Source organism: Mycobacterium colombiense CECT 3035, assembly GCF_002105755.1.
In the GTDB taxonomy this organism is placed as follows: Bacteria; Actinomycetota; Actinomycetes; order Mycobacteriales; family Mycobacteriaceae; genus Mycobacterium; species Mycobacterium colombiense.
Map to the genome: position 1 here is coordinate 2,006,814 of NZ_CP020821.1, position 23,659 is coordinate 2,030,472.

A 23,659-nucleotide genomic window follows, 5' to 3' on the forward strand; every position below is an offset into this window, starting at 1 on the left:
TACATGGACAACGTCGTCGATGCCGCAAACCTCGAGGGAGCGCAGGGACTGGGGGCCGACCTGCTCGCCGTGGTCGCGCGGTTGAACCGCATGGCCACCCAGCGCATCCAGATGCCCTTGCCGGCCGCGCAGGCCAGGCTACTGGCCACCATCGAAGCCCACGGCGAAGCCCGCATCGGTGACCTGGCCGCCGTCGACCACTGTTCGCAACCGACGATGACGACGCAGGTGCGCCGCCTCGAGGAGGCGGGCCTGGTCACCCGGATGGTCGACCCCGGTGACGCGCGTGCGGTGCGGATCCGCATCACGGCCGAGGGCCGTCGCACGCTCAACGCGGTTCGGGCCGACCGCGCCGCCGCGATCGAACCCCAATTGGCGCTGCTCGACGACGCGGACCGGCAGGTGCTGAGGCAAGCGGTCGACGTGTTGCGCGGGCTACTGGACAACGCTTCGCTTGCCACCTCGCTTTCGGGCCGCCGCAACCCGCTGTGAGCGGTGCGCCGCTGGCGGTTGAAGCTCGGGCGAGGGTAGACACTTAAGCGAGCGCGGCGACCGGCGCCTCCGGGCGGGGCGGCCCTGAAGCCGAGACCACATCGAGCTGACCGGTGACGAAAGGTGGCGGCCATGCCGACCGAGGCTTCGGCCCTTCCGGCCTCGCTGACCGTATGGGCCGGATCGGCGCGGTATGTCTTCACCCCGGGCCGCGACGTGATCGTGGGCTACGGCCCCGGGTGTGACATTCCGCTGCCGGCTCCGGGCGGGCCGTCTCAGCCCCCGCCGCCGCGGGTGGACGTGATCCTGCGGTTCACGGGTAGTCACTGGGTGGCCATCGATCTGAGCCGACGCGGCATCTTCGCCGGCGGATCGCGGGTGTCGACACTCGAGATCCGCGACGGCCTGGGGATCAGCATCGGGGATCCACAGCACGGTCCGCGCCTGGTCTTTCAAACCGCGGCCTCGCCCGGACCGCCCGGGCCTCCGCCACCGGCGGGCCCGGCGTATCCCCCGCAGGCGCCTCCGGTTCCACCGGGCGCGCCACCGCCGGGTCGTCCGAACGACCCCGACCCGCGGGTTCCCACGCAGAGCGCCACCCGGCGGATGCCCGTGGTCACGCCCCCGCCGCCCGCCGCCCAGCGGCCTGTCCAGCCCGGCCCTCCGCCACCGCCGCCGCCGGGTGCGGTCCCCCCGCCCCCGGCTCAGCCACCGGCTCCGCCGGCGCCTCCGCCCACCGCGGAACCCGAGCCGCACAAGGGCCCGAGCCTGATCGAGCGGATGGTGACCAGCAAGCTGCGCGCCCAGCGCCCCTCCTTCCGCACCGAGGAACCCAACTCCACGTTTCGGCTGCCGCTGCAAACCGCGTCACGCACCACCGGCGTGACCGCCTACCGGCTGGGGCTGACGGTCGATGGCCGCGAGACGCTGTCGGGCATCTCGTTCACCGCGCGTCCCGGCGCCATGACCGCGGTCATCGGGCCGTCGGCCGCGCGCAATTCCGCGCTGCTCGCGCTGCTGGCCGGCACCAGAAAGCTCAGCGCCGGGCGCGTCACCGTGGACGGACACGACGTCCACGCCGAGCCGGAGTCCATCCGCACCCGCATCGGGGTGGTCGCCCGCGACGACCGGCTGCACCGGCAGCTCACCGTCGCGCAGGTGGTGGAATACGCCGCCGAACTCCGGCTGCCGCCGGACACGGTGCCCGAGCAGCGCGACCGCGTGGTCAGCCAGGTTCTCGACGAACTCGGGCTGGCGCCGCACCGGGACACCAGAATCCGCAAACTCCCGCCCGAGGTACGCCGGTGCGCCGCGCTGGCTGTCGAACTCGTCAGCCGGCCAGGCCTGCTCGTGGTCGACGAACCCACCGCCGGACTGGATGCGGCGCAGCAGCGCCACGTCATGGCGATGCTGCGGCACCAGGCCAACCTCGGCTGCGCCGTCGTGGTCGCGATTTCGGCGCGCACCTCGCTCACCGATGTGAACGCGTGCGACCAGGTGATGGTGCTCACCGGCGCGGGCAAACTCGCATACCTCGGAACGCCCCTGCAGATCGAGTCCGCGATGGGCACCACCGACTGGTCACGGGTGCTGGCGCAGGTCGGCGCCGATCCCGAGGGGCCCACCGCGCCTTCCGTGCGCGCCCGCAGACGGCGGCGGCCACCCCGCCAGAAGTCGCGGCGCCCGGTCCGCCGCCGCGCGCGCTGTCCAGAAGCCGGCAGATCCGGTTGCTGGCCCGTCGCGAGGTCCGCCTGCTTCTCGGCGATCGCAGCTACCTCGCCTTCCTGGTGATCCTGCCGTTCGTGCTGGCGGGGCTCGCGCTGCTGGTCCCGGGCGACGCAGGCCTGACGCGACCCGACCCGGGCAGCACGAACGCGCACGAAGCCATCGAGATCCTGGCCGCCCTCAACATCGCCGCGGTGATCATCGGCACCGCGCTGACCATCCGCACGGTTGTGTGCGAGCATCGCGTCTTCCGCCGCGAGCAGGAGATCGGCCTGTCCGCGCCCAGCTACCTGACCGCCAAGATCACCGTGTACAGCCTGGCCGCCGCCGTCTGGACGGCCGTCGTCTTCGCGATCGTCGTCGCGGTCAAGGGCGAGCCCGGACGGAGCGCCGTCCTGCTGCACAACGCCACGGTCGAGCTCTACGTGAGCGTGGCCGTCACCGCGATCGTCTCCGCGGTCATCGGCCTCGCGCTGTCGTCGCTGGGCAAGTCGCTGCGGGAGGTCCTGCCGCTGGTGATCCCGGTGATCCTGGCGTCCGCACTGTTCAACGGGAGCCTGGTGCAGCTGGTGGGCGTGCTGGGCCTGCAGCAGATCAGCTGGTTCGTCCCGGCCCAGTGGGGTTTCGCGGCCGCGGCATCCACCACGAACCTGCGCAGGGTCGACTCGCTGGCCGCCAACGCCGTGACGTGGACCCACTACAGCGGCTGGTGGGTGTTCGACATGGGGATGCTCGTGCTGTTCGGCGTCATCGCGGCCGGAGTCGCGCTCTATCGGCTGCGGTCGCCCCTCGGCGAAAACCGCGGCCCGTCGCCGGACCCGGCGCCGCAAGCTCGTCATCCCGAGCGCTGAGTCTGCCCGCGCCGGCGGCTGTGGGCCGCCGCGAAGTTTCGTTCGGCGAGCCGTCGGCGATGTTCGCCGCGACGCGAACCGCCCATTACTGTCGGCTTTATGGCGCCTGAAACGACAACCACTGCCGAGCATCTGCGCAACACCCTGGACGGGCGGTGGCGCGACGTCAGAAACCGGATGCGCGACACGCTCACCGAGGACCTGTTCCGCCCGCACTACACCCCGAATACCGTGATCGCCCGCACCAAGGTGGCGGAGCAGATGCGCATCATGGCGGCCTTCGGCGCGGCCGCCGACAGTTTCAAGAAGGAACACGGTGGCACCGGCGACGTCGGCGCGGCGATCACCATGATCGAGATGCTGGCGATGTCGGACCTGTCGCTGATGGTGAAGGCCGGTGTGCAGTGGGGCCTGTTCGGCGGGGCCGTGGAAAACCTGGGCACCGAGCGCCACCACGAGACCTACGTGCCCAAGATCATCAGCCTGGAATTGCGCGGCTGTTTCGCGATGACCGAGACGGGACACGGCAGCGATGTGCAGTCGCTGGAGACCACCGCGACCTACGATCCGCAGACTCAAGAGTTCGTCATCGACTCCCCGACCCCGTCGGCCCGCAAGGACTACATCGGCGGCGCCGCCGAAACCGCAACCATGGCAGCGGTTTTCGCGCAACTGATCACCACCGAGGACGGTAAGCCGGTCAATCACGGTGTGCACTGCGTCCTGGTGCCGATCCGCGACGAGGACGGCAACGACCTGCCCGGCGTCACCACGTCGGACTGCGAGTACAAGGGTGGGCTGCCCGGCGTCGACAACGGGCGCATCGTGTTCGACCACGTCCGCGTCCCGCGGGTCAACCTGCTGAACAAGTACGGCGACGTCGCGGCCGACGGCACCTACAGTTCGCCGATCGAGAATCCCAACCGCCGGTTCTTCACCATGCTGGGCACCCTGGTCCGCGGGCGGATCACCGTGGGCGGCAGCGCGGGCGCCGCAGGCCGGGTGGCGCTGGATATCGCCACCCGATATGCGTTGCAGCGCAGGCAGTTCAGCGCACCCGGTGACGGTTCCGAGGTGCTGATCATGGATTACCTGGTGCACCAGCGGCGACTGTTCCCATTGATCGCGAAGTCATACGCACTGCAGTTCGCCCAGAACGAGCTGGTCAGCAAGTGCCACGACGTGCAGAGCGCAGACGCCCCCGACGCCGACGAGCAGCGCGAGCTGGAAGCGCGTGCCGCCGGGCTGAAGGCGGCCAACACCTGGCACGCCAGCCGCGCGATCCAGGAGTCCCGCGAGGCGTGCGGCGGCGCCGGCTACATGGCCGAGAACAGGCTAATCGGGCTGCGGGGTGACACCGATGTCTTCACCACGTTCGAGGGCGACAACCACGTGCTGACACAGCTGGTGGCCAAGGAGCTGCTGACCGCCTACGCCGACGACATCAAGAGCATGAGCCCGGTCGAATGGGTTCGCTTCGCCGCCAACACCGTTGGTGAACGCGTCGTGAAACGCACTGCGGCAGAGGCGATCATCCAAACGATCGTGGACGCCCGTCAGGACAGCGAGGAAGAGGGCAGCCTGTTCAACCGCGGCACCCAGATCAAGATGTTCGAAGACCGCGAGGAATACCTGCTCGCATCCGTGGCGCGCCGGTTGCAGGCGAAATCCAAAGAGATGTCCGAATTCGACGCGTTCAATTCGGTCCAGGATCACGTGCTGCACGCGGCCAGCGCCCACATCGACCGCGTGGTGCTGGAAGCGTTCGTGGCGGGGATCGACGCATGCCCCGACGAGCAGGCCCGCGAACTGCTCGGCATCCTGTGCGACCTGTACGCGCTGTCGGTGATCGAGGACGACAAGGCCTGGTACATCGAGCACCGCTACCTGTCCACCGAGCGCGCCAAGGCGGTCACCCGCGGGATCAACGACCGCTGCCGGGCGCTGCGCCCGCACGCCGAGACCGTGGTCGACGGTTTCGGGGTACCGGCGCGGTTGCGTGACGCCGAAATGCTGCACCCGGAGAACTTGTCCGAGGCCCTCACGAGCTGACGGGCTGCTCGGCGATCGGCATCCGCGCGGGTGCGGGGGCCGCGCGCTGCGGCCGCACGTACCTCACCCAGGTCAACAGGGCCGCGGCGACGTAGCAGATCATGAATGCCCAGAAGGCCGGCGTCTCGGTGCCCGTGGTGGTGTAGGACTCCCGCAGCGCCAGGTTGATCACCATGCCGCCCAGCGCACCGAACGATCCGGCGAACCCGATCAAGGCCGCCGATCTGACCCGTTCCCAGTGGCGGCGCTCGGTGTTGTCGAGGTCCAGCGCGCGGCTGCGCTCGGCGAAGACCGAGGGGATGAGCTTGAACACCGAGCCCTTGCCGACGCCGCAGAAGATGAACAGGGCGATGAATCCGGCGATGTAGCCGGCGGTGGTGTAGATCGACACCGGTGCGCCGGGGCCGCGGGTGAGGTCGTCGTGGGTGCTCACGGCCACCAGGAACCCGCCGGCGGCGATCATCGCGACCAGCACGGTCAGCGTGACGCGGCCGCCGTCGAAGCGGTCGCCCAGCTTGCCGCCGATCACCCGCGCCACCGATCCGAGCAGCGGTCCGATGAAGGCGATCTCCGCGGCGTGCAGGGCCGCTTGCGCGTGAGTCTGCCCGCCGGCGATCAGGTTGTGCGCGATCACCTGGCCGAACGCGAACGCGAACCCGATGAATGACCCCGAGGCGCACATGTAGAGAAACGAGATCGCCCAGGTGTCGGGCACCGCGAGCACGGAGCGCACGTGCGCGACCTCGATGAAGTGATCCAGGTTGTCCATGAACAGCGCGGCGCCGACGCCGACGACGGCCAAGAGCACCAGGTAGACGGCGCACACCCAGTACGGAGCCTGGTTACCCGCCGTGGCCAGTACGACCAGCCCAACGGCCTGGATGCTCGCCGCGCCCAGGTTGCCGATCCCGCCGGTGAGGCCCAGCGCGAAGCCTTTGCGACGCTGCGGGAAGAAGGATTCGACGTTGGCCAGCGAGGCCGCGTAGTTGCCGCCGCCCAGGCCGGTGAGCGCGGCGCACACCAGATACGGCCACAACGGCAGCCCGGGGTGCGCCAACAGCACGATGGCGGCCACGGTGGGGATCAGGAGCACCAACGACGACAACACCGCCCAGTTGCGGCCGCCCAGCCGGGCCGTGGCCATGGCGTACGGGATGCGCACCAGCGCCCCCACCAACGCCGCGGTGGCGCCCACCAACAGCTTGTCACCGGTGGAGAAACCGTAGACGGCCTGCGGCATGAACAGCACCATCACCGACCACAGGTACCAGATCGAAAACGCGACATGCATGGTCGCGATGGACCAGATCAGATTGCGCCGGGCGATGACCTTGTTACCGGCTTCCCAGGCCGCGCCGTCCTCGGGGTCCCAGTGCGAGATCCGTCGTGACCACCCCATCAAACCTGCCTTCCAGCCTCAACGCGTACAGGCGTCACACGGATGCCGGGCCGCCCGGCGGCCGGCCCGTGTCGCTGGCCGCCCGGTGGCACCCGGCACCGGCCGCCCAGGATGACAGGACTTCCCAAGCAATCCCGCATCGTGTGATGAGAATTTCCTGAATCAACGACGTGCGGGTTCGGCGCCGCCGCGGCCGGGCCGAAACAGCTTCGCCCCGAGCGGTTTTGAATCCCGGACCGCCGCGGGACGCGACGATACCTGTTACACAACGCGATTGGTTCTCGGCGAGGGCACGGGCGCGCGGGGAAGTCATTGCTGTGAAACGTTATTGATTCGGAACCTTGCCCAGGGTTTGCAGCTTGCCGTCCGGGCCGATCCGGAACTTCACCGTTCCGATCCCGGTGGGACAGCACAGCTGATCATTTCCCTTCTGCCACTGATATTGAACGGTGACGGTGTCCTCCGAAGGCGGTAGCACGGTTATATACGGCTTCGGGTTCGGAGTGGGGCTGCCGAGCGGCGTGTTGTGGTCGAAGAACAGCAATTGCTGCGGACTCGATTCGCTGGCGATCGTCGGGATGATCTGCACCCAGTGCAACCGGCAGTTTCGCGTGTGTCCCCGGCCCATCTCCACCCAGATGGTGCCGGGGACGGCGATGGGAACCGCGGTGATGGCCCGACGCACGGTGTCGGCCGTGGGTCCATCGGAGTCCTTGCAGGTGGCGGGTCGGGCCTGCGGCGGCGCGGGAGGCTTCCAGCCGCAGCCGGAGGCCAGCAAAACCAGGAAGATCACAATGAGCTGACGCACGCGGTGAGCTTAGCGAAGACTGTGAATGTCCCATCGGTTTGGTCAAAAACCCCGTTCCGAGAAGCGTTTCGAGAGTTGCCCTGAGTAACCTCAACCGGGACGGGCGGTCAACGGTGACCTGCACCAACGCGATCCTGGGCCATGAATTCCCCCGGCGATTTCACACCGGCGCGTTGGCCGTTGAGAGGAAGAAGTAAACCGGGGGAAATTTCGGGCAGCGATGCCGAAACATGCCTGCTCCACAATGAACTCACCTGATACGGAGCTAACCCGTACGCACTCGACGGAGGGACGTAAGCGTGGCTGCGGAGTCCATGGCGCCTGAGAACGCCGTGAACACCATGTGCGCTTACTGCGGCGTCGGTTGCGGCATGGTGTTGCAGATCACAACGGATCCGAAAACGGGCCGCGATCACGTCGCCAAGTCGGTTGGGAACAAGCAACATCCGGCCAACTTCGGCCGGTTGTGCACCAAGGGTGCCACCACCGCGGACATGCTCGCCGCGCCGGGCCGGATGGACTCGGCGCACGCGCGGGCCGACCGTGGCGAACCACTCGAGCCCATCGACATGGACCGGGCGATCTCCCAGTGCGCGAAGCGGTTACGGGCCATCATCGACGAGCACGGCCCGGACGCCTTCGCGATGTACGTCTCCGGCCAGATGTCCATCGAGGCGCAGTACCTCGCGAACAAGCTGACCAAGGGCTTCGTCGGCACCAACCAGATCGAGTCGAATTCGCGACTGTGCATGGCCAGCGCGGGTTCTGGTTACAAGCTGTCCCTGGGTGCGGACGGACCGCCCGGGTCCTACCAGGACTTCGAGCATGCCGACGTCTTTTTCGTCATCGGCGCGAACATGGCCGACTGCCACCCCATCCTGTTCCTGCGCATGATGGACCGGGTTAAGGCCGGCGCAAAGCTGATCGTGGTCGATCCGCGCCGCACCGCGACCGCCGACAAGGCCGATCTGTTCCTGCAGATCGCGCCGGGATCGGATCTGGCCCTGCTCAACGGGCTGCTGCACCTGATCGTCGAGAACGGTCACACCGACGCCGATTTCATCGCCGAATTCACCGAAGGCTGGGAGGTGATGCCCAGTTTCCTGGAGCAGTACACCCCCGACACAGTCAGCGCGGTGACCGGCATCCCCGAGCAGGACATCCGCGCGGCGGCCCAGATGATCGGCGAGGCCGGCAATTTCATGAGCTGCTGGACGATGGGCCTCAACCAGAGCACCCACGGCACCTGGAACACCAACGCCATCTGCAACCTGCACCTTGCCACCGGCGCGATCTGCAAGCCGGGCAGCGGCCCCTTCTCCCTCACCGGACAACCCAACGCGATGGGCGGTCGCGAGATGGGTTACATGGGGCCGGGATTGCCGGGCCAGCGTTCGGTGGCATCCGACGACGACCGCGCATTCGTCGAAAACCTGTGGGGCATCCCGCGCGGCACGCTGCGCACCGAGGTGGGCAGCGGCACCATCGACATGTTCTCCCGGATGGCCGACGGGCAGATCAAGGCGTGCTGGATCATCTGCACCAATCCCGTTGCCTCCGTTGCCAACCGGAAGACCGTGCTGGCCGGGCTGGAGCGCGCCGAATTGGTGATGGCCCAGGATGCGTTCCTCGAGACCGAGACCAACGAATACGCCGACGTGTTGTTGCCGGCGACCCTGTGGACGGAGTCCGAAGGGGTGATGGTCAATTCCGAGCGCAACATGACGTTGTTCCAGCCCGCGGTCCGGGCGCCCAGCCACGCCCTGCCGGACTGGCAGATCATCGCCCGGATCGCCTGCGAGATGGGCTTTTCCGAGGCGTTCAGCTACAACTGCGCCGAGGAGGTCTTCGAGGAGATCAAGCGGTTCTCGAACCCGAAGACCGGCTATGACCTGCGTGGCGTCAGCTATGAGCGGCTGCGTCAGGGCCCCCTGCAGTGGCCGTGCGCACCGGAGGGCGACGGCGACCGAAACCCGATCCGCTATCTCAACGACGGTGTCAGCCAGACGCAGTTGGTCCGCGAGGACGGCAGCGTGCCCCGGCTGGCCTTTCCCACGGCGACGGGCCGCGCGGTGTTCTTCGCCCGCCCGCACCTGCTGCCCGAGGAAATGCCCGACGACGACTACCCGTTCCTGCTGAACACCGGTCGCCTGCCCCACCAATGGCACACCATGACCAAGACCGGCAAGGTCGCCAAGCTCAACAAGCTCAATCCCGGGCCTTTCGTCGAGATCCACCCCGACGACGCCGCGCGCCTGCAGGTCAGCGACGACGATCAGGTCGAAATCGCCTCCCGCCGCGGCCGTGCCGTGCTGCCCGCCCTCGTCAGCGACCGGGTGCGGCCCGGCAACTGCTTCGCGCCGTTTCACTGGAACGACTCCTTCGGCGAATACCTGTCGATCAACGCGGTCACCAACGACGCGGTCGACCCGATCTCGAGCCAGCCGGAATTCAAGGCATGCGCCGTCACGCTGACCAAGATCGCGGTCGCTGAGCCCGTTTCGGGCGCCGAGACGCCGGCACCCACCGACACACCGGAACCCGCGCCCACGGAGGTACGAGAAATCAGCGTGTCACAAGTCGACGCCCTCGGCGAATTGCTGGGTGTGGCAACACAACCCAAGCCGGAGTTCAACGAGCTCGGCCGCTCATACCTGGCCGGCATGCTGTCCGGGCTTCGCTCGGAGGCCGGGCGCCGCGCCGGCGGGGTGCCCACCCTGCCGCTGAGCGCGCCGTTCGATTCCAGCACCCGGCTGTGGGTGGACGGCCTTCTGGCGGGCCTGTTCTCGCGCATCGACGGGCCCCAGCCGGTGGGCATGCCCGAGGGCTCCCAACCGACGCCGCTGACGGCCGCCGGGCAACCGCCTACCGCGCCGGCCGACGCGAAGCCCGCGGCCGAGCGCGCCCCCATCGTGGTGCTGTGGGCGTCGCAGACCGGGAACGCCGAGGAACTGGCCGCCGAGATCGCCGCGCAATTGGGCGCCGCCGAGCTTCCGGTCACGCTGCAGAGCATGGACGACTTTCCGGTGGGCGAGTTGGCGGCGACGAAGGAACTGTTGTTCGTCACCAGCACCACCGGCGACGGCGAGGCGCCCGACAACGGCGCCGGCCTCTGGCGGGCGCTGACCGGCGAGGGTGCGCCGCGATTCATCGACACCCGCTACGCGGTGCTCGCACTGGGCGATTCCAACTACGACGATTTCTGCGGTCACGGCCGCAAACTGGACGCCCGGCTGGCCGAGCTGGGGGCGACCCGCATCGCAGATCGGGTGGATTGCGAACCCGACTACGACGACAGCGCGGCGAAGTGGGTGGGCGGCGTCATCGACGCGCTGACCAAGACGCCCACGTCGGTCGGCGGCGACGGGGCCGCGGTGGCGCCGGTCCGCACTTCCCCGGTCGCGGCGCCATCGCACCAGAACGGCCACGCGACAAGCGCCTACAGCAAGAAGCATCCGCTGATCACGGGCATGGTCCGCAACACGGTGTTGAGTCAGCCGGAATCGGCAAAAGACGTGCGGCACTTGGTGTTCGACCTGCCGGAAGACTCCGTCACCTACGAGGCCGGCGACGCGCTCGGGGTGTGGCCACGCAACAGCGACGAGTTGGTCGACGAATGGCTGTCGGTGACCGGGCTGAACGGCCAGACCCCGGTCGAGGTCGGCGAGCACGGCCTGATGTCGTTGCGCTCCGCGCTCACCGAGCGCATCGAGATCGCCCACATCAGCCGGGACCTGGTGCGGTTCGTCCAGGAGCGAACCGGAGACCCGACGCTCGCGGAGCTGCTGAAGCCGGAAAACAAGCGCGCACTCGCGGATTGGACGTGGGGGCGCCAATCCATCGACCTGCTGTCCAAGCTGCCGGTGTCCGCGTCGGCCCACGAGTGGCTGCGGGTCCTCAAGCGCCTTCAGCCGCGGCTGTACTCGATCTCGTCGAGCCCCAAGGCATGTCCGGGGGAAGTTCACCTGACGGTGTCCCCGGTGCGGTTCAACTTCCAGGGTGTGCCGCGCCGCGGGGTGTGCTCGACCTACCTGGCCGACCGCTCCCCCGGCGACCGGGTCGCCGTCTACCTGCAGCAGTCGAGCAATTTCCGGCCCCCGAGCGACTCGGACACGCCGATGATCATGATCGGCCCCGGCACCGGTATCGCGCCCTTCCGCGGATTCCTGCAGGAGCGGCGAGCGCTCGGCCACACCGGCCCGAACTGGCTGTTCTTCGGCGAGCAGCACGCCGCCACCGACTTCTACTACCGCGACGAGCTCGAGCAGATGCGCGACGACGGGTTCCTTACCGAGCTTGACCTGGCGTTCTCCCGGGACCAGCAGCAGAAGGTCTACGTGCAGCACCTGATGCGCAACCGTGGCGCGCAGCTGTGGAGCTGGCTACAGGACGGCGCCCAGCTGTACGTCTGCGGCACCGCCGATCCGATGGCCAAGGACGTCGACCGGGCGCTGTGCGAGATCGCGGCCGAATTCGGCAAACTCGAACCCGAGGCGGCAAGGGACTACGTGCAGTCGCTGAGCGCCGACAAGCGCTACCACCGCGACGTCTACTAATCCCCCAGAAGGCCCGTAATACAGCCGAAACGCAGTGCACCCGCGGCTGAAACATCGCCGTCGCACCATGTGCTCAACGACTGGTGCGTACTCGATGAAGGGGTGCACGCATGGCGACCGAGGACCGCCTGGGTGACCAGGAACTGCCGGCGGAGCAAGTCACCTGGGCGGGATTGCCCGTCAACCTGGATTTCGCGTTCTCCCAGGCCCAGCGCGACAAGGTCTACTCCCAGCACCTGATGCGCCAGCGCTGGTGCACGTTGGGCAACGGCGCAGCGGCACGCGACGGCGGCACCGCGGCCGAATCACAGCCCCTCGATGCCGACCGCGTGATCGGCTGAGCCACGACCGAGGCTGCGCGGGCGAACGCCCCGGCCCACTACCGACTGTGCAAGCGGCGGACAACATGCCGCCGCGATTGTCAATCGAGCATCGCCGCCATGGTCGTCGCACGCGCGCGTGTTGAGCGCTCCGCACGTACCTTCGGGCAAGGACGGTGGACGGGGCACAGGCATGGTGAACGTATCGATCATCGAGACGTCCGGGTTGGGCGATCGCAGCTATTTGGTGAGCGACGGCGAGGTAGCGGTTGTCGTGGACCCACAGCGTGACATCGATCGAGTACTGGAACTGGCGGGCGACCTGCGGATCACCCACGTGCTCGAGACGCACATCCACAACGACTACGTGACCGGCGGCCTGGCGCTGTCGACCGCGACGTGTGCCGAATACATTGTCCCAGCCGGAGAAGACGTCGAGTTTTCCTGCCGCGCAGTCCACGGCGGCGACCACATCGACAGCGGCGGCATCCATCTGGAAGTGTTGCTCACCCCCGGACACACGCATCATCACATCAGCTATGTGCTTCGCGACGAGTCCGGCGACACGGTCGGAGTGTTCACCGGGGGTTCGATGCTCTTTGGCAGCACCGGAAGGACGGACCTGCTCGGAGACGAGCACGCCGAGGAATTGACTCGGCTGCAATACCATTCGGTCCGCCGCCTCGCCGACGAATTGCCGCCGTCCACCCCGGTCTATCCCACCCACGGCTTCGGCAGCTTCTGCTCGGCCGCCCCCGCGGACGGCGACGATTCCACCATCGCCGAACAGCGCCGCACCAACCCCGCACTGACCCATGATGAGCAGGACTACGTCGACGAACTGCTCGCCGGCCTCGCCGAGTTCCCGGCTTATTACGCCCATATGGGCGTGATCAACAGGGAAGGGCCTGCGGCACCGGATCTCTCGCCGCCCTCGCTCGTCGACCCGTCCGAGCTTCGGGCACGGATCGACGCCGGCGAGTGGGTGGTGGACTTACGCAACCGGACCGCGTTCGCGACCGGACACCTTTCCGGCACATATGGATTCGAGCTGTCAGGCTCCTTCGTCAATTACCTAGGCTGGCTGTACGAATGGGGCGCGCCGCTGACCCTGATCGGCGATGACGCCAAGCAGATCGGCGACGCCCAGCGCGAGCTGTCCCGCATCGGCATCGACCGGCTCACCGGCAGCGCCAGCGGTGACATCCACGACATAGCAGGCGATGAAGAGCTGCGCAGCTACCGAGTTGCCGACTTCGGGGAACTCGCCGAAGTGCTCGGCGATGACCGTGTCCTGGTGCTCGATGTCCGTCAACGCGCGGAATTCGACAGCGGTCACATCCGCGGCGCGGTCAACGTCGCATTGCACGAATTGCCCGAACGCGTCGATGACCTTCCCTCCGACCGCGAGTTGTGGATCCACTGCCTGAGCGGTTATCGCGCGTCGATGGCCGCCGCCCTGCTCGACCGGCGCCATCGCCCCGTCGTGCTGATCGACGACAGCTACGACAATGCCGAAAAACTAAAACTCACAAGCTAGCTCGCCGTCCGGGAAAAATTCACTTTGAACAAAAGCCTGTAGTTCGGCGCGGGCGCGGGTAGTGCTAAGTCACCACGACGACGGGAGCCAGACAATGACCGCACCCAGTGCCGACGTCATCACTTCGCCAGAGCTGCGGGCGCTGCTGGACTCAACCAAAGCGCCGCGCGTCGTCGACGTGCGGACCCCCGCCGAATTCGAGGCCGCACACATCGCCGGCTCCTACAACGTCCCGATCGACGTGGTGGATCAGCACGGTCCCGAGGTCGCCCGGCGCCTCGATCGTGATCACGACATCGTGCTGGTGTGTCGTTCAGGCCGGCGTTCCACCAACGCGCAAACGCTGCTGCGAAAGGCGGGACTGACCGGCGGGCGTGTCCTCGAAAACGGGATCACCGACTGGGAGGGCCGGGGGTTCGCCGTCGAACGAGGGGCGCAGCGATGGGAACTCGAACGCCAGGTACGCCTCGTCGCGGGATCGGTCGTGCTTTCGTCGGTCCTCGGCAGCGTTGTCGTCCCGCGGCTCAAATGGCTGGGCGCCGCGATCGGAGCGGGGCTGACCTACGCCGCGATCTCCAACACCTGCGCGATGGCGACGGCGCTGTCCAAGTTGCCGTACAACCGCGATGCGACGTCGGATACCGCGACGGTCCTATCCCGACTGGATGGCCACTGACGCGTCGAGCGCCCCTTTATCGCTTACCGCTTGGGCTGGTCCGGCTGCCCGTACACCGCCACCACCACGGTGCGGTCCATGCTGTTGTCCGACCACACCCCGATGGCGGTATTCGCGCAATCGCGGATGATCGCCATGTCATCAGGGTTGTGATACCACTGGTTGACCAGTTCCAGGCTGCTGATGGCGATGGCCGGGTTGATGGCCACCGTCTCGGCGGCCCTACCCCGGAAACCCGCGGCGTTGGCGCGGTCTTGTGGCGTCGAGCCGTCGGACCCGATGTCGTCGTTGATGTTTCGGTTGTTGATCATGTCCTCGGCGTGCCACTCGGCGGCGAGTGTGAGCGCGTTGTTCCTGATGACGTCGTTCGTGCAGCCCGCCTGGTGCTGCAGGGTGTAGACGGCGGACACCACCGCGCTGTTGAGCCGCTTGTTGTCGGCGTGCGCGGCGGGCACCGCCACGACGGCCGTCCCCAGGAGGACAACGCCAGCGGCCGACCAGGAGCGCACCGAGACTTCCATGGCGGTTGCCCGGATCACACGGGGTCGAAGCGCGACACCAGCCACCGTCCGTTGACCTTGTCCAGGGTCACCCGCACGACGGGCTGGGTGTCGGTCGGGGCGTCCGCGCCGATGGTCACCGTCTGATCGACGTACACCAAGGCCACGGCGTGATTCGCGGTCGCCGAAACAGAGGCCGCCGCATTGGCTTTGGCGACCGACGAGATGTGCTTTTCCTTGGCACCGGGCACCACAACCTGGCGGGTCAGCTCGGCGTAGGCATCCTTGAACTCACCGGTGAGCCGTTCGCGCGCCGCGGCGAGCTCCTTGTCCACCGTCTCGGCGTGATAGGTCAGCAAGGTGACCGCGTCGTCGCGGGCGGCCTGCACAGATTCGGACCGGGCCCGGGCGAGGTCGTCGGCCGCCCCCGCCGACCACTTGAGGTACCCGGCGCCGAGGGCCAACACCAATGCCAGGGCGGGCAATATCCCGTGGGCGAACACCCGTGACCACACGATGTGGCGCCTTCCCTGCCCGGCCGTGGGCTGCGACTCGGCGGCACCGGATTCCTGTTGTGCGCCTTCGGTTGTCGAGTCCGGTTCGTCGTCAATGGTATCGACGTTCAGGTCTTCCTTCAGTGTCGTCATGGCACGAACACCACGTTGGATACCTTGGCGTCGTCGCCGACGGATCGGACCTCGATTCGCATGCGCCATTCCCGCGGCGCCTCCTCGCCTCCGGCGGTGCGGGACTTCACCGCGACCGCCACCAAAACCTGGGCGGAGTCGCCGCGTTGGGATTCCAGTCCGGCATCGGTAACCGTCCCTTCCGATTTCGACTGCGCCGCCTTGACAACCTCCATGAACGGTTTGGACCGCTGTTCGAAGTCGTCCCGGAATGCGCCGGTGGCCAGGTCGAGGATTCGCTGCACGTCGGCGTCGACCCGGGTGTAGTTGATCGTGGTGAGGTTCACCGCGCCCTGACGGGCGGTTTCGACGTACAAGTGCTGCCGGGCCTGGGCGTCGTGCTTCTGGTAGGCGCGGTATCCGAGCCAGCCGCTCAGACCGGCCAGCGTCGCGACGATGAGGCCGCTGGCCACCAACGCCGATCCGGTGCGCGACAGCCGCCGCCGTCGGGCAATCTCCCTCCACCGCGCGAGCCTGCCCGCGGGTGGATTCGCACCGCCGTCGCCGTATTCGGAGTGGATCTTTTCAGCCTCTTCGGCGCCCGCCGAGTCAATGTCGAATGCGACGTCGGATGCCGTTGGCTCGTCGGCATTTTCCTCGGCCGTCGTGGTATCGGGTTTGTCCGCCATGGTGCTCCTTAACTTTCAGGGTTGCGGGACGAGGAGTGATTGCCAGGTTTTGGCGCGGGGGTGCGCCAGGTCCGACTCGGTGTACCTGCGCCCGTCCGGGCCGACGTATTCGCCGGTGGCCGGGTCATAGGTCGCCACCGCTACCGGCGCGGGCGGTGGCGCGGTGCCGCGCGGCGGTGGCAGCCGCGGATCCTGGCCCGGTGGATACTGCGGGACGCCCTGACCGCTGGTGGTGGCGTTGGGGTCGCCCTTCCAGTTGTAGCCCTCGTTGAGCGGCACGTAGTCTTCGTCGCTCTCGCACAGTTCGACGGTGGGCGCGCGCTTCCACGGCTTGCTCTCACACGGAATGTTGCGCACGCCACGCACATTGAACTCGGAGTCCTGCGGCACCCGGCAATACAGGTCGGCCGCGGGCCGGTCCGGGGCGTCGACGCTGGCCGGCGAGCGCCGCTGCGCCGGGGCAGGTATCCGGTCGTGCAGGGCGGCGGCAGGTTGAGGTTGAGGTTGAAGTCCAGCTGGGCACCCCGGTACTCCTGCTTGGTGTTCGAGCTCGGCACGATGATCGCGGCCATGGCGGCGATGCCCTGCGGCAGCAGCACCAGAAGTTGTTCGATGTCGTGGCGGTAAACGACGGCGATATCGCCAAGGCTCACCAGGTTGGCGAACAACACCGGCAACGCCGGCGACACCCGGTCCAGCATCGCGCGGCCTTCCTCGATGCCGGAAGTGCCCTGCGTCAACAGATCTCGGACCGCGGCGTCCTGCGCCTTGAACTGCGCCATGATGGCCGCGGTGTGGCTCGCCCACGTGGCGATCGCGCCGGACGTCTGTACCTGCGAGTCGAGCACCGGCGGTGACTGGTCGATGAGGGCGGCCAGCGGGTCGACGGTCCGGCCGCCGGCGATCGCCAGCGCGGTCGACCCGTCGACGATGCGGGACAGCTCCGACCCGAGGCCGCCGACCGCCCGGTTGGTCTCGTCGATGACGGTGCGCAGGTTGTCCCGTGGAATCGCTTGCAGCGCACGGTTGGTCATGTCGAGCAGGCGCCCGATGTCGACGGGGACGTCGACATGTCCGGCGGTGATGACGTCGCCGTCGCGCAGCGTCCGGGATTGGTGGCCGTCCCGCTTGCCGGGCTGCGGCGTCAGTTCGATGTACTGCTCGCCGATCGCCGAGCGACTGTGCACCGACGCCTGCACATCGGAGGGCACCTCGACCCCCGATCGCATGGCCAGCACGGCGCGCACCCCGGTGGCGGTGACGCCGACGGACTTGACCTGGCCCACGTCGGTACCGCGGTAGGTGACCACCGAGGTCTCGTAGAGCCCACCCGATTGCGGCAGGTCGACGGTGACCTTGTACTCCCCGATCCCGAACAATGTGGCGGGCAGCTTCATAAAGTTGAATGCCATCGCGCCACAGGAAACGACGGTCACCAGCGTCAGAATCGACAGCTGGATCCACGTCCGGCGATTCAACCGAAGCACTCAGTACCCCCCGAAGTGGTACGGATAGGTCAGCGGGTTGCCCCCGGTGACCGGGCTCGGCTGCATGCCGATGGTGCGGCCCCACTGCAGTTCGAGTTGGGTGAGGTTGCCCTCCCACCGGGAGCCGGTGAACAGACCCTGGTCGATGCGGCTCAACGTCAGGTCGACGACCAGGGTGAGGTTGGCGTAGTCGCCGCGGAACCAGTTGCGCACCGTGGACGCGGGCCACGGGTAGCTCGCCAGGCCGTCGAGTCCCCTGGTGAGCGAGGGCCCCGCGTCGGCGAGCGACCGCAGCACCGGTGCGATGTTGCGCAGGTTGTTTACCAGGGATTCGCGGCTCTGGTGAACGGTGTCGGCGGCGATCGCACTGAATTTGCCGACCTGATCGATCGTGTCGGCGATCTTCGCGCGCTCCTTGGCCAGGACGTCCAGCGCTTTGGGCACCGACGTCAGCGCTTTGTCGACGACGGGGTCGTTGGCCGCGACCTGCCCGGCCAACGCATTGAGATTCTCGGCGGCGGCGATGATGTCGTCGGTCTGGTCGTTGGTTTTGGCGATGAACTCGTCGATCTGGCCCAGCAGGCTGCGCATGTCGTTCTCGCGGCCGGCGAACGCCTTGGCGACGGCCTGGGTGATCTCCTGCAGCTGCCCGATGCCGCCGCCGTTGAGCAGGATCGACACCGAGGCCAGCGTCTGCTCGGTGGTGGGATACAGGCCGGCGCGCGACAGCGGGATGACCGACCCCGCCGTGAGTTGGCCGACCGGGCGCTCGCCGTTGGGCGGCGCGAGTTCGATGTGCATCGAGCCGAGCAGGCTGGTCTGTCCGAGCTTGGCGGTCGAATTGGCCGGCAGGTGCACATCGCCGTTGATCCGCATGGTGACCAGCGCGTGCCAATCCTGCAGCTCGATCTTGGTGACGTTGCCGACGTTGACGTCGTCCACCCGGACCCGGGTGTTCTCCTGGATGGTGACCACGTCAGGCATTTGCGCCTGGATCGTGTACGACCCGGGTCCCCCACCCTCGGTGCCGGGCAGGCTGAACGAATTCAGGCCGCGCCAGCCGCACGCCGACAGCACCCCGACGCACATCAGCGCGAGGACCGTGGTTACCGCGCGCCTCATGACGGCCCCGTCGGAAGCATCAGGTTCTGCAGCACCTCGATGGAGTTGGACGTGGCATTCGGTGCCGGCGGCTCGACGGGCTGCGGCTGGTCGGCGGGCGCGGGCTGCTCGGGAGTGGCGCCGGCACGGCATCCGGCGGGGCGGCCGCGTCGGGCGGGGGTGGGGGCGTGTACCCGGGTCGCAACCAGTCCTCGCTGTAGGTGATCTCGCTGGGGCGGGCCTGCGTCCCGACGAAGGGGTTGATGCCCACCGGAATGTAGTTGTAGATGCGGTTTTTGATGATCGGGTTGAGGTACTGCAGGCACAGCTTCGATACCCGGGCCAGCCGCGCCCGCGACGCCGCCTCGATCGAGCTGCAGATGAACTGTGGGATGTCGGCGAAGTTGTTGAGCGCCAGGATGCCGGTCATCGCGCTCTGCGCCGGCTGGTAGATGTTCAGGAAGTTCTGGAACACCGTCGGGGCGATGTGCAGGATCTGCTTGATATCGCCGCGGCTGTCGTTGAGTGCCGTGGTGATCGAACCCAACCGGTCGAATGTCACGCCCGCCGCCTCGCGGTTCTCGGCCAGGAAATCGCGCACGTCGGTGAGCGCCCCGTCCAGGGACTTCAAGGCGTTGCCGACTTCGTTGGGAGTGTTCGACAGCAGCGTCGTCACGCCGGCCAGGTTCTGGTTGAACGACGCCAGCAGGTCGCTGCTGGAATACAGCGCGGACACCAGCAGCTGCAGGTTACGCACGGTGCTGAAGATGTCGTCGGCGTGGTCACCGAGCGCCGAGATCGCCTCGGACAGCTTGACGACGGTGTCGCGGGCGGTGTCGCCCTGGCCGCGCACGTTGTCCGCGGCCGAGTCGATGAACTCGCCGACAGAGTTGACCCCGCCCGGGCTGGTGGGTTGCAGGGCATCGGTCAGCTTCTCCAGCTGCTTGCGGAAGTCATCCCATTCGACCGGAACCGCGGTGCGGCTCAACGGGATCGAGGAGCCGGCGGCAAGCTTGGGTCCGCCGGAATAGGCCGGCACGAGCTGGACGGCCCGAGAGGTCACCAGCGACGGCGACAGGATCGCGGCGCGGGCATTGGCCGGGATCCCATACTGCTTGTCGACCGAGAACGTCACCTTGGAGCTGGCCGGCTGGGGCTCGATCTTGTCGACCACGCCGACGGCGACCCCGAGAATGCGGATCTCGTCACCGACGAACAGACCGTTGGCCTCCGCGAAATACGCCGAGTACGTGTTCTTTTCGACGTTCTTCCACAGCTCGCCGCCGACCAGGAATGACGCCGCGGCCAGCGTCAGGATCAGGCTGGCGGCGGTCACTTTGCGCAGGGCGCCTCGAGACAGGTTCATGGGGAATCGAAATCGTGTGGCGAGGGCGGCGGAATTGTCCGGATGGGCGGCGTCGACGGCGGCGGCGACGGCGGCTGGGACCACAGCGGCACCGGCGCGTTCTCCGGCGGCACGGGCGGCGTGCCGGTGGGCGGGTCGACCGCCTCCGACGGCAGCTTCTGGTTGGGGTCCAGGAACCGGTCGTACATGTCCGCGTCGAGCACCGGGCCGCCGATCTGGCCGGGAACCAGGTTGGCCACGTAGGCCTTGAAAAACGGTCCGGATCCCAGGCATTCGCCGAAGGACATCGCGTACCGCTTGAACTTGGGCAGCGTCTTCTGAATGTCTTCCTTGCGGTTGTCCAGGATCCCCAGCACGCCGTTGAGCTTGTCGAGGGCGGGCTTGAGCTGGGTGCGGTTATCGTTCACCAGGCCGGAGATCTGATGCGAGACCGAGGTCAGGTTGTTCATCAGGGCGTCCAGCGAGTCTCGCTCGTCGAGCAGCGCGGCCAGCAGGGCGTTGGAGTTCGCCACCAGCCCGGCGATCTGCTGGCTGCGCTTGCCCAGCACCGTCGAGACCTTGTTGGCGTTGCCGAGCAGGCTGCGCAGCTGCGCGTCGCGGCCGTTGAGGGTGTCGGAGAACCGGGCCACCCCTTCCAAGGCGGGCCTGAGGTTGGACGGCGTCGCTTTGAGGGTGTTGGCCAATGTCGTGAGGGCCGTGGACAGTTGGGCGGTATCCAGGCCGCTGATCGTGGTCGTCAGGTCGCCCAGCGCGTCGGGCAGCTCGTACGGCGAGGTGGTGCGTTCCACCGGGATGGTGCTCGACAGTTGCCCGCTCCCCCGCGGAGTCAGCTCGAGCATCTTGGCGCCCAGGATCGTCTCGGTTTTGATCGCCGCCTCAGTGCGGTCGCCCAGCTCGACGCCCTTACGCACGGTGAAGCCCACCCGGACCTTGGTGCCCTCTAGGCGCAGGTCGGATACCCGGCCCACCCCCATGCCCGAAACCCGCACGGTGTTACCGGGTTTGATGCCGCCGGCCTCGGCGAAGTAGGCCGCATAGTCGTCGGTGTCCTTGATGAACGGCAACTTGTTGTACTGGAAAGCGACAACGGTCACGCAGGCCAGAATGACGGTTCCCATCACACCCAGCACGAAAGGGCTTCGGCGGTCGGTCGTTTTCACCCCGGTCAGTTTCAGCTTCATCGCGGCGTGCACCGCCCGCTGGGCTGGCCCAACAGCTTGACGAAGATCGGGTTGCCCCCCTTACCGTTCAGCTTGAGCAATACCTCGCAGAAATAGAAGCCGAAGTAGTCGCCGTTCAGGCCCTGACGGGCGAGCACTTGATAGATGTCCGGAAGGTCCGTGAGTAATTTGTCGACGTATTCCTTGTCGGAAAGCACCTGCCCGGAAACGCGATCCGTTTCGTGCACAACGTCTTTGATCGGCTGACGGGACTGGGCGAGCAGGTCGGTGATCGAACCCGCGGCCGCGTTGATGTAGGCGAGCCCGGTGGAGATGTCGTTCCTGCGCTGCGCCAGTCCGTCCACCAGCTGGGCCAGCTTGTCCACGCCATCGGAGAACTCGTGGTCACGGGTGGCGAATGTGTGCAGCACGGTGTTCAGGTTGGTAATCAGCTGGCCGATCAGCTCGCTGCGCCCGGCCAGGGTCGAGGTCAGGATCGACGTTTGGGAAAGCACCGACGCCAACGTCCCGCCCTGGCCCTGGAAGATCCGCAGCAGTTGGCCGGACAGGGCGTTGACCTGATCGGGGTCCAGGGCACGGAACAACGGGCGGAAGCCACCGATCAGGGCATCGATGTCGAGCGCGGGCGACGTCCGCGCCAGCGGAATGGTCGCGCCCGGCGGCAGCCGGCGCGGCGGCCCGGGGCTCTCCTCGAGCGCGAGATAGCGGTCACCGATCAGGTTTTCGTAGCGCACCACGGCCCTGGTGCCCTCGCTGAGCCGCACGCCCTTGTCCACCTCGAAATCGACGGTGACCGTGCCGTCACGGTGCAGGCTGAGCTCGCCGACCTTGCCGACTTCCACCCCGGCGATGCGCACGAAGTTGCCCGACTTCAGACCGGAGATGTTGGTGAAGATCGCGCGATAACCCGTGCGGTCCTCGAAGCGCAACTGTCCGAACACCGCGATGAGCGCGAAAGTGAACAGCAAGCACACCGCCGTGAAGGCGCCGACGCGCAGGATGATGCTGGATAGCTTCCTTCTCATGGCGGTGGCTGCCCCCGCGCCAGAAGTAGCGAGGCCCCTCCGGCGGATTCTTGGTGGTCGGGAACCAGTTGGCCCACCACGGATTGCCCGCGGCCACGTTGGTGCGGATTTCGTTGGGGGCCGCCCCCCAGCCGGTATCGGTGACCAGCGCGCGCACCGGGAAGTTCGCGCTGGGGTCGGGCAGCGAACCACAGCTGGGCTTACCGCCCGGGCCACCAGTGGCGTTGACCTTCGGCAGGTGTTTGGGGAAGCGGTACGGGTCGTCGCCGAACAGCAGTGCCGCGTCCAGGATCACGGAGTAACCGTTGCCGCCCAATGCGTCTCGGCCGCCGTGGTCGACATACCACTGTGCGCCCTGAAAAAGGCACGTGTAGGTCGGGGAGTATTTCTCCAACAGCGCCATGGTGGGGTCGAGCAGGTTCATCGACCGCACGATGTTTGATTCGCTGCGTCCGATCACGTTGATGCCGGTCTGGCTGAAGCCGATCGTCGACAGCAACAGCGAGTCCAGCGAACGCTGGTCGTCCGTGATGGTGGCGCTGGTCGTCGTCGCCGAATCAAGGATGGACAGGATGTTCTGTGCCGCATCGGAATAGATGGCGGTGGTCTTACCGAACAGCCGCCAGTCCTTTCCGATGGTGTCCATCCGCGGGTTGACGGTGAGCAGCACGTCATTGGCATCGGTGATCGCCTGACCGATCCGATCGCCCTTACCGCGCACCGATTGCGCGAAGGCCGACAGGATCGAGTTCAGCTTTGCCGGGTCGAGCGCCTGGACCACCGATTGCAGATTCTCGAACACCGTGTTGACCTCCACGGTGACGTTGCGCGAGTGCAGCAACGCGCCGGGCTTCAGTGACGTGGCGCTGGGGTGGTCGGGCACGATCAGGTCGACGAATTTGGAGCCGAACGCGGTGGTCGACTTGATCTCGGCCTCGAGGTTGCTCGGCAGATACTTGAAGGCGTCCGGTTGTATCTTCAGTTGCAGTCGAGCCGTTTTCACGTCGGTGCCGATCGACGCGACTTGGCCGACCTGGACGCCGCGCAGCTTGACCTTGGCGCCGTCTTCCATCACCAGCCCCGCCCGGTCCGAAACCAGCGTGAGCGGCACGAAGGCCTGGAATTTGCCCGAGAACGACGCCGCCGTCAGCGCGATCAGCCCGCCGATGAGGATGAACAGCGTGGGCGCCCACCAGATCGGGTCAATCTTGCTGCTGCGGGTCCTGTTTCGCTGGAATGCCCCGGCCGCGGTGTGATCACTCATC

At 67.3% G+C, this 23,659-nt stretch carries 14 protein-coding genes and 4 pseudogenes; 7 read left to right on the plus strand and 11 right to left on the minus strand.

From position 1 onward, the window contains the following. The first annotated feature begins 3 nt into the window (after positions 1 to 3). The 3 genes and pseudogenes from B9D87_RS09255 to B9D87_RS09265 all read left to right on the plus strand — a co-directional run bounded on the left by B9D87_RS09255 (position 4) and on the right by B9D87_RS09265 (position 5,120). Positions 4 to 492 carry a MarR family winged helix-turn-helix transcriptional regulator gene (locus B9D87_RS09255; protein ID WP_007770346.1) on the plus strand — a complete coding sequence of 163 codons (489 nt, stop codon included), beginning with the start codon at positions 4 to 6 and terminating at the stop codon, positions 490 to 492. Positions 493 to 624: 132 nt separating this feature from the next. After that, positions 625 to 3,068, plus strand: a pseudogene (locus B9D87_RS09260) (ATP-binding cassette domain-containing protein). Positions 3,069 to 3,167: 99 nt separating this feature from the next. Further along, positions 3,168 to 5,120, plus strand: coding sequence for an acyl-CoA dehydrogenase family protein (locus B9D87_RS09265; RefSeq protein WP_007770344.1), 1,953 nt, complete (start codon positions 3,168 to 3,170; stop codon positions 5,118 to 5,120). Here B9D87_RS09265 and B9D87_RS09270 read toward each other — a convergent pair. Next, positions 5,110 to 6,519 carry a nitrate/nitrite transporter gene (locus B9D87_RS09270; RefSeq protein WP_007770343.1) on the minus strand — a complete coding sequence of 470 codons (1,410 nt, stop codon included), beginning with the start codon at positions 6,517 to 6,519 and terminating at the stop codon, positions 5,110 to 5,112. The two genes, B9D87_RS09265 and B9D87_RS09270, sit on opposite strands and share 11 nt — an antisense overlap. A gap of 325 nt (positions 6,520 to 6,844) precedes the next feature. Continuing rightward, entirely contained in the window at positions 6,845 to 7,312 is a 468-nt protein-coding gene (locus B9D87_RS09275; protein WP_040630140.1) for an LppP/LprE family lipoprotein, read from the minus strand. Positions 7,313 to 7,641: 329 nt separating this feature from the next. Between B9D87_RS09275 and B9D87_RS09280 the strand changes: the two genes are divergently transcribed. From B9D87_RS09280 to B9D87_RS09295, 4 genes are all read left to right on the plus strand, one after another. Continuing rightward, positions 7,642 to 11,883, plus strand: coding sequence for a bifunctional nitrate reductase/sulfite reductase flavoprotein subunit alpha (locus tag B9D87_RS09280; protein WP_007770341.1), 4,242 nt, complete (start codon positions 7,642 to 7,644; stop codon positions 11,881 to 11,883). A 110-nt stretch (positions 11,884 to 11,993) separates the two neighbouring features. Then, positions 11,994 to 12,224 carry a hypothetical protein gene (locus tag B9D87_RS09285; protein WP_007770340.1) on the plus strand — a complete coding sequence of 77 codons (231 nt, stop codon included), beginning with the start codon at positions 11,994 to 11,996 and terminating at the stop codon, positions 12,222 to 12,224. A gap of 175 nt (positions 12,225 to 12,399) precedes the next feature. Next, positions 12,400 to 13,743: an MBL fold metallo-hydrolase gene (locus B9D87_RS09290; protein WP_007770338.1), complete on the plus strand. Its 1,344-nt coding sequence runs from the start codon at positions 12,400 to 12,402 to the stop codon at positions 13,741 to 13,743. A gap of 94 nt (positions 13,744 to 13,837) precedes the next feature. Next, positions 13,838 to 14,419: a rhodanese-like domain-containing protein gene (locus B9D87_RS09295; protein WP_007770336.1), complete on the plus strand. Its 582-nt coding sequence runs from the start codon at positions 13,838 to 13,840 to the stop codon at positions 14,417 to 14,419. Positions 14,420 to 14,442: 23 nt separating this feature from the next. Here the strand turns inward: B9D87_RS09295 and B9D87_RS09300 are convergent, their stop codons facing one another. The 9 genes and pseudogenes from B9D87_RS09300 to B9D87_RS09340 all read right to left on the minus strand — a co-directional run bounded on the left by B9D87_RS09300 (position 14,443) and on the right by B9D87_RS09340 (position 23,658). After that, complete coding sequence (locus B9D87_RS09300; protein WP_007770335.1) at positions 14,443 to 14,940, minus strand: CAP domain-containing protein; 498 nt, start codon at positions 14,938 to 14,940, stop codon at positions 14,443 to 14,445. Between the two features lie 14 nt (positions 14,941 to 14,954). Next, positions 14,955 to 15,566, minus strand: coding sequence for a hypothetical protein (locus tag B9D87_RS09305; RefSeq protein WP_007770334.1), 612 nt, complete (start codon positions 15,564 to 15,566; stop codon positions 14,955 to 14,957). Next, a complete protein-coding gene (locus B9D87_RS09310; protein WP_007770333.1) occupies positions 15,563 to 16,234 on the minus strand; it encodes an Rv1363c family protein in 672 nt (223 codons plus the stop codon). Before B9D87_RS09310 ends, B9D87_RS09305 begins: the two co-directional genes overlap by 4 nt. Before the next feature lie 15 nt (positions 16,235 to 16,249). Then, positions 16,250 to 17,721, minus strand: a pseudogene (locus tag B9D87_RS09315) (MCE family protein). Further along, positions 17,722 to 18,843 carry an MCE family protein gene (locus B9D87_RS09320; RefSeq protein WP_007770331.1) on the minus strand — a complete coding sequence of 374 codons (1,122 nt, stop codon included), beginning with the start codon at positions 18,841 to 18,843 and terminating at the stop codon, positions 17,722 to 17,724. After that, positions 18,840 to 20,188, minus strand: a pseudogene (locus B9D87_RS09325) (MCE family protein). Before B9D87_RS09325 ends, B9D87_RS09320 begins: the two are co-directional and overlap by 4 nt. Further along, positions 20,185 to 21,369, minus strand: coding sequence for an MCE family protein (locus B9D87_RS09330; protein WP_148664693.1), 1,185 nt, complete (start codon positions 21,367 to 21,369; stop codon positions 20,185 to 20,187). The pseudogene B9D87_RS09325 and the gene B9D87_RS09330 overlap by 4 nt, the downstream one beginning before the upstream one ends. After that, on the minus strand, positions 21,366 to 22,394 hold the full coding sequence (locus tag B9D87_RS09335) for an MCE family protein (protein ID WP_007770324.1): 1,029 nt from the start codon (positions 22,392 to 22,394) through the stop codon (positions 21,366 to 21,368). Before B9D87_RS09335 ends, B9D87_RS09330 begins: the two co-directional genes overlap by 4 nt. Further along, positions 22,391 to 23,658: pseudogene (locus tag B9D87_RS09340) on the minus strand (MCE family protein). Before B9D87_RS09340 ends, B9D87_RS09335 begins: the two are co-directional and overlap by 4 nt. Between the last annotated feature and the right edge of the window lies 1 nt (position 23,659).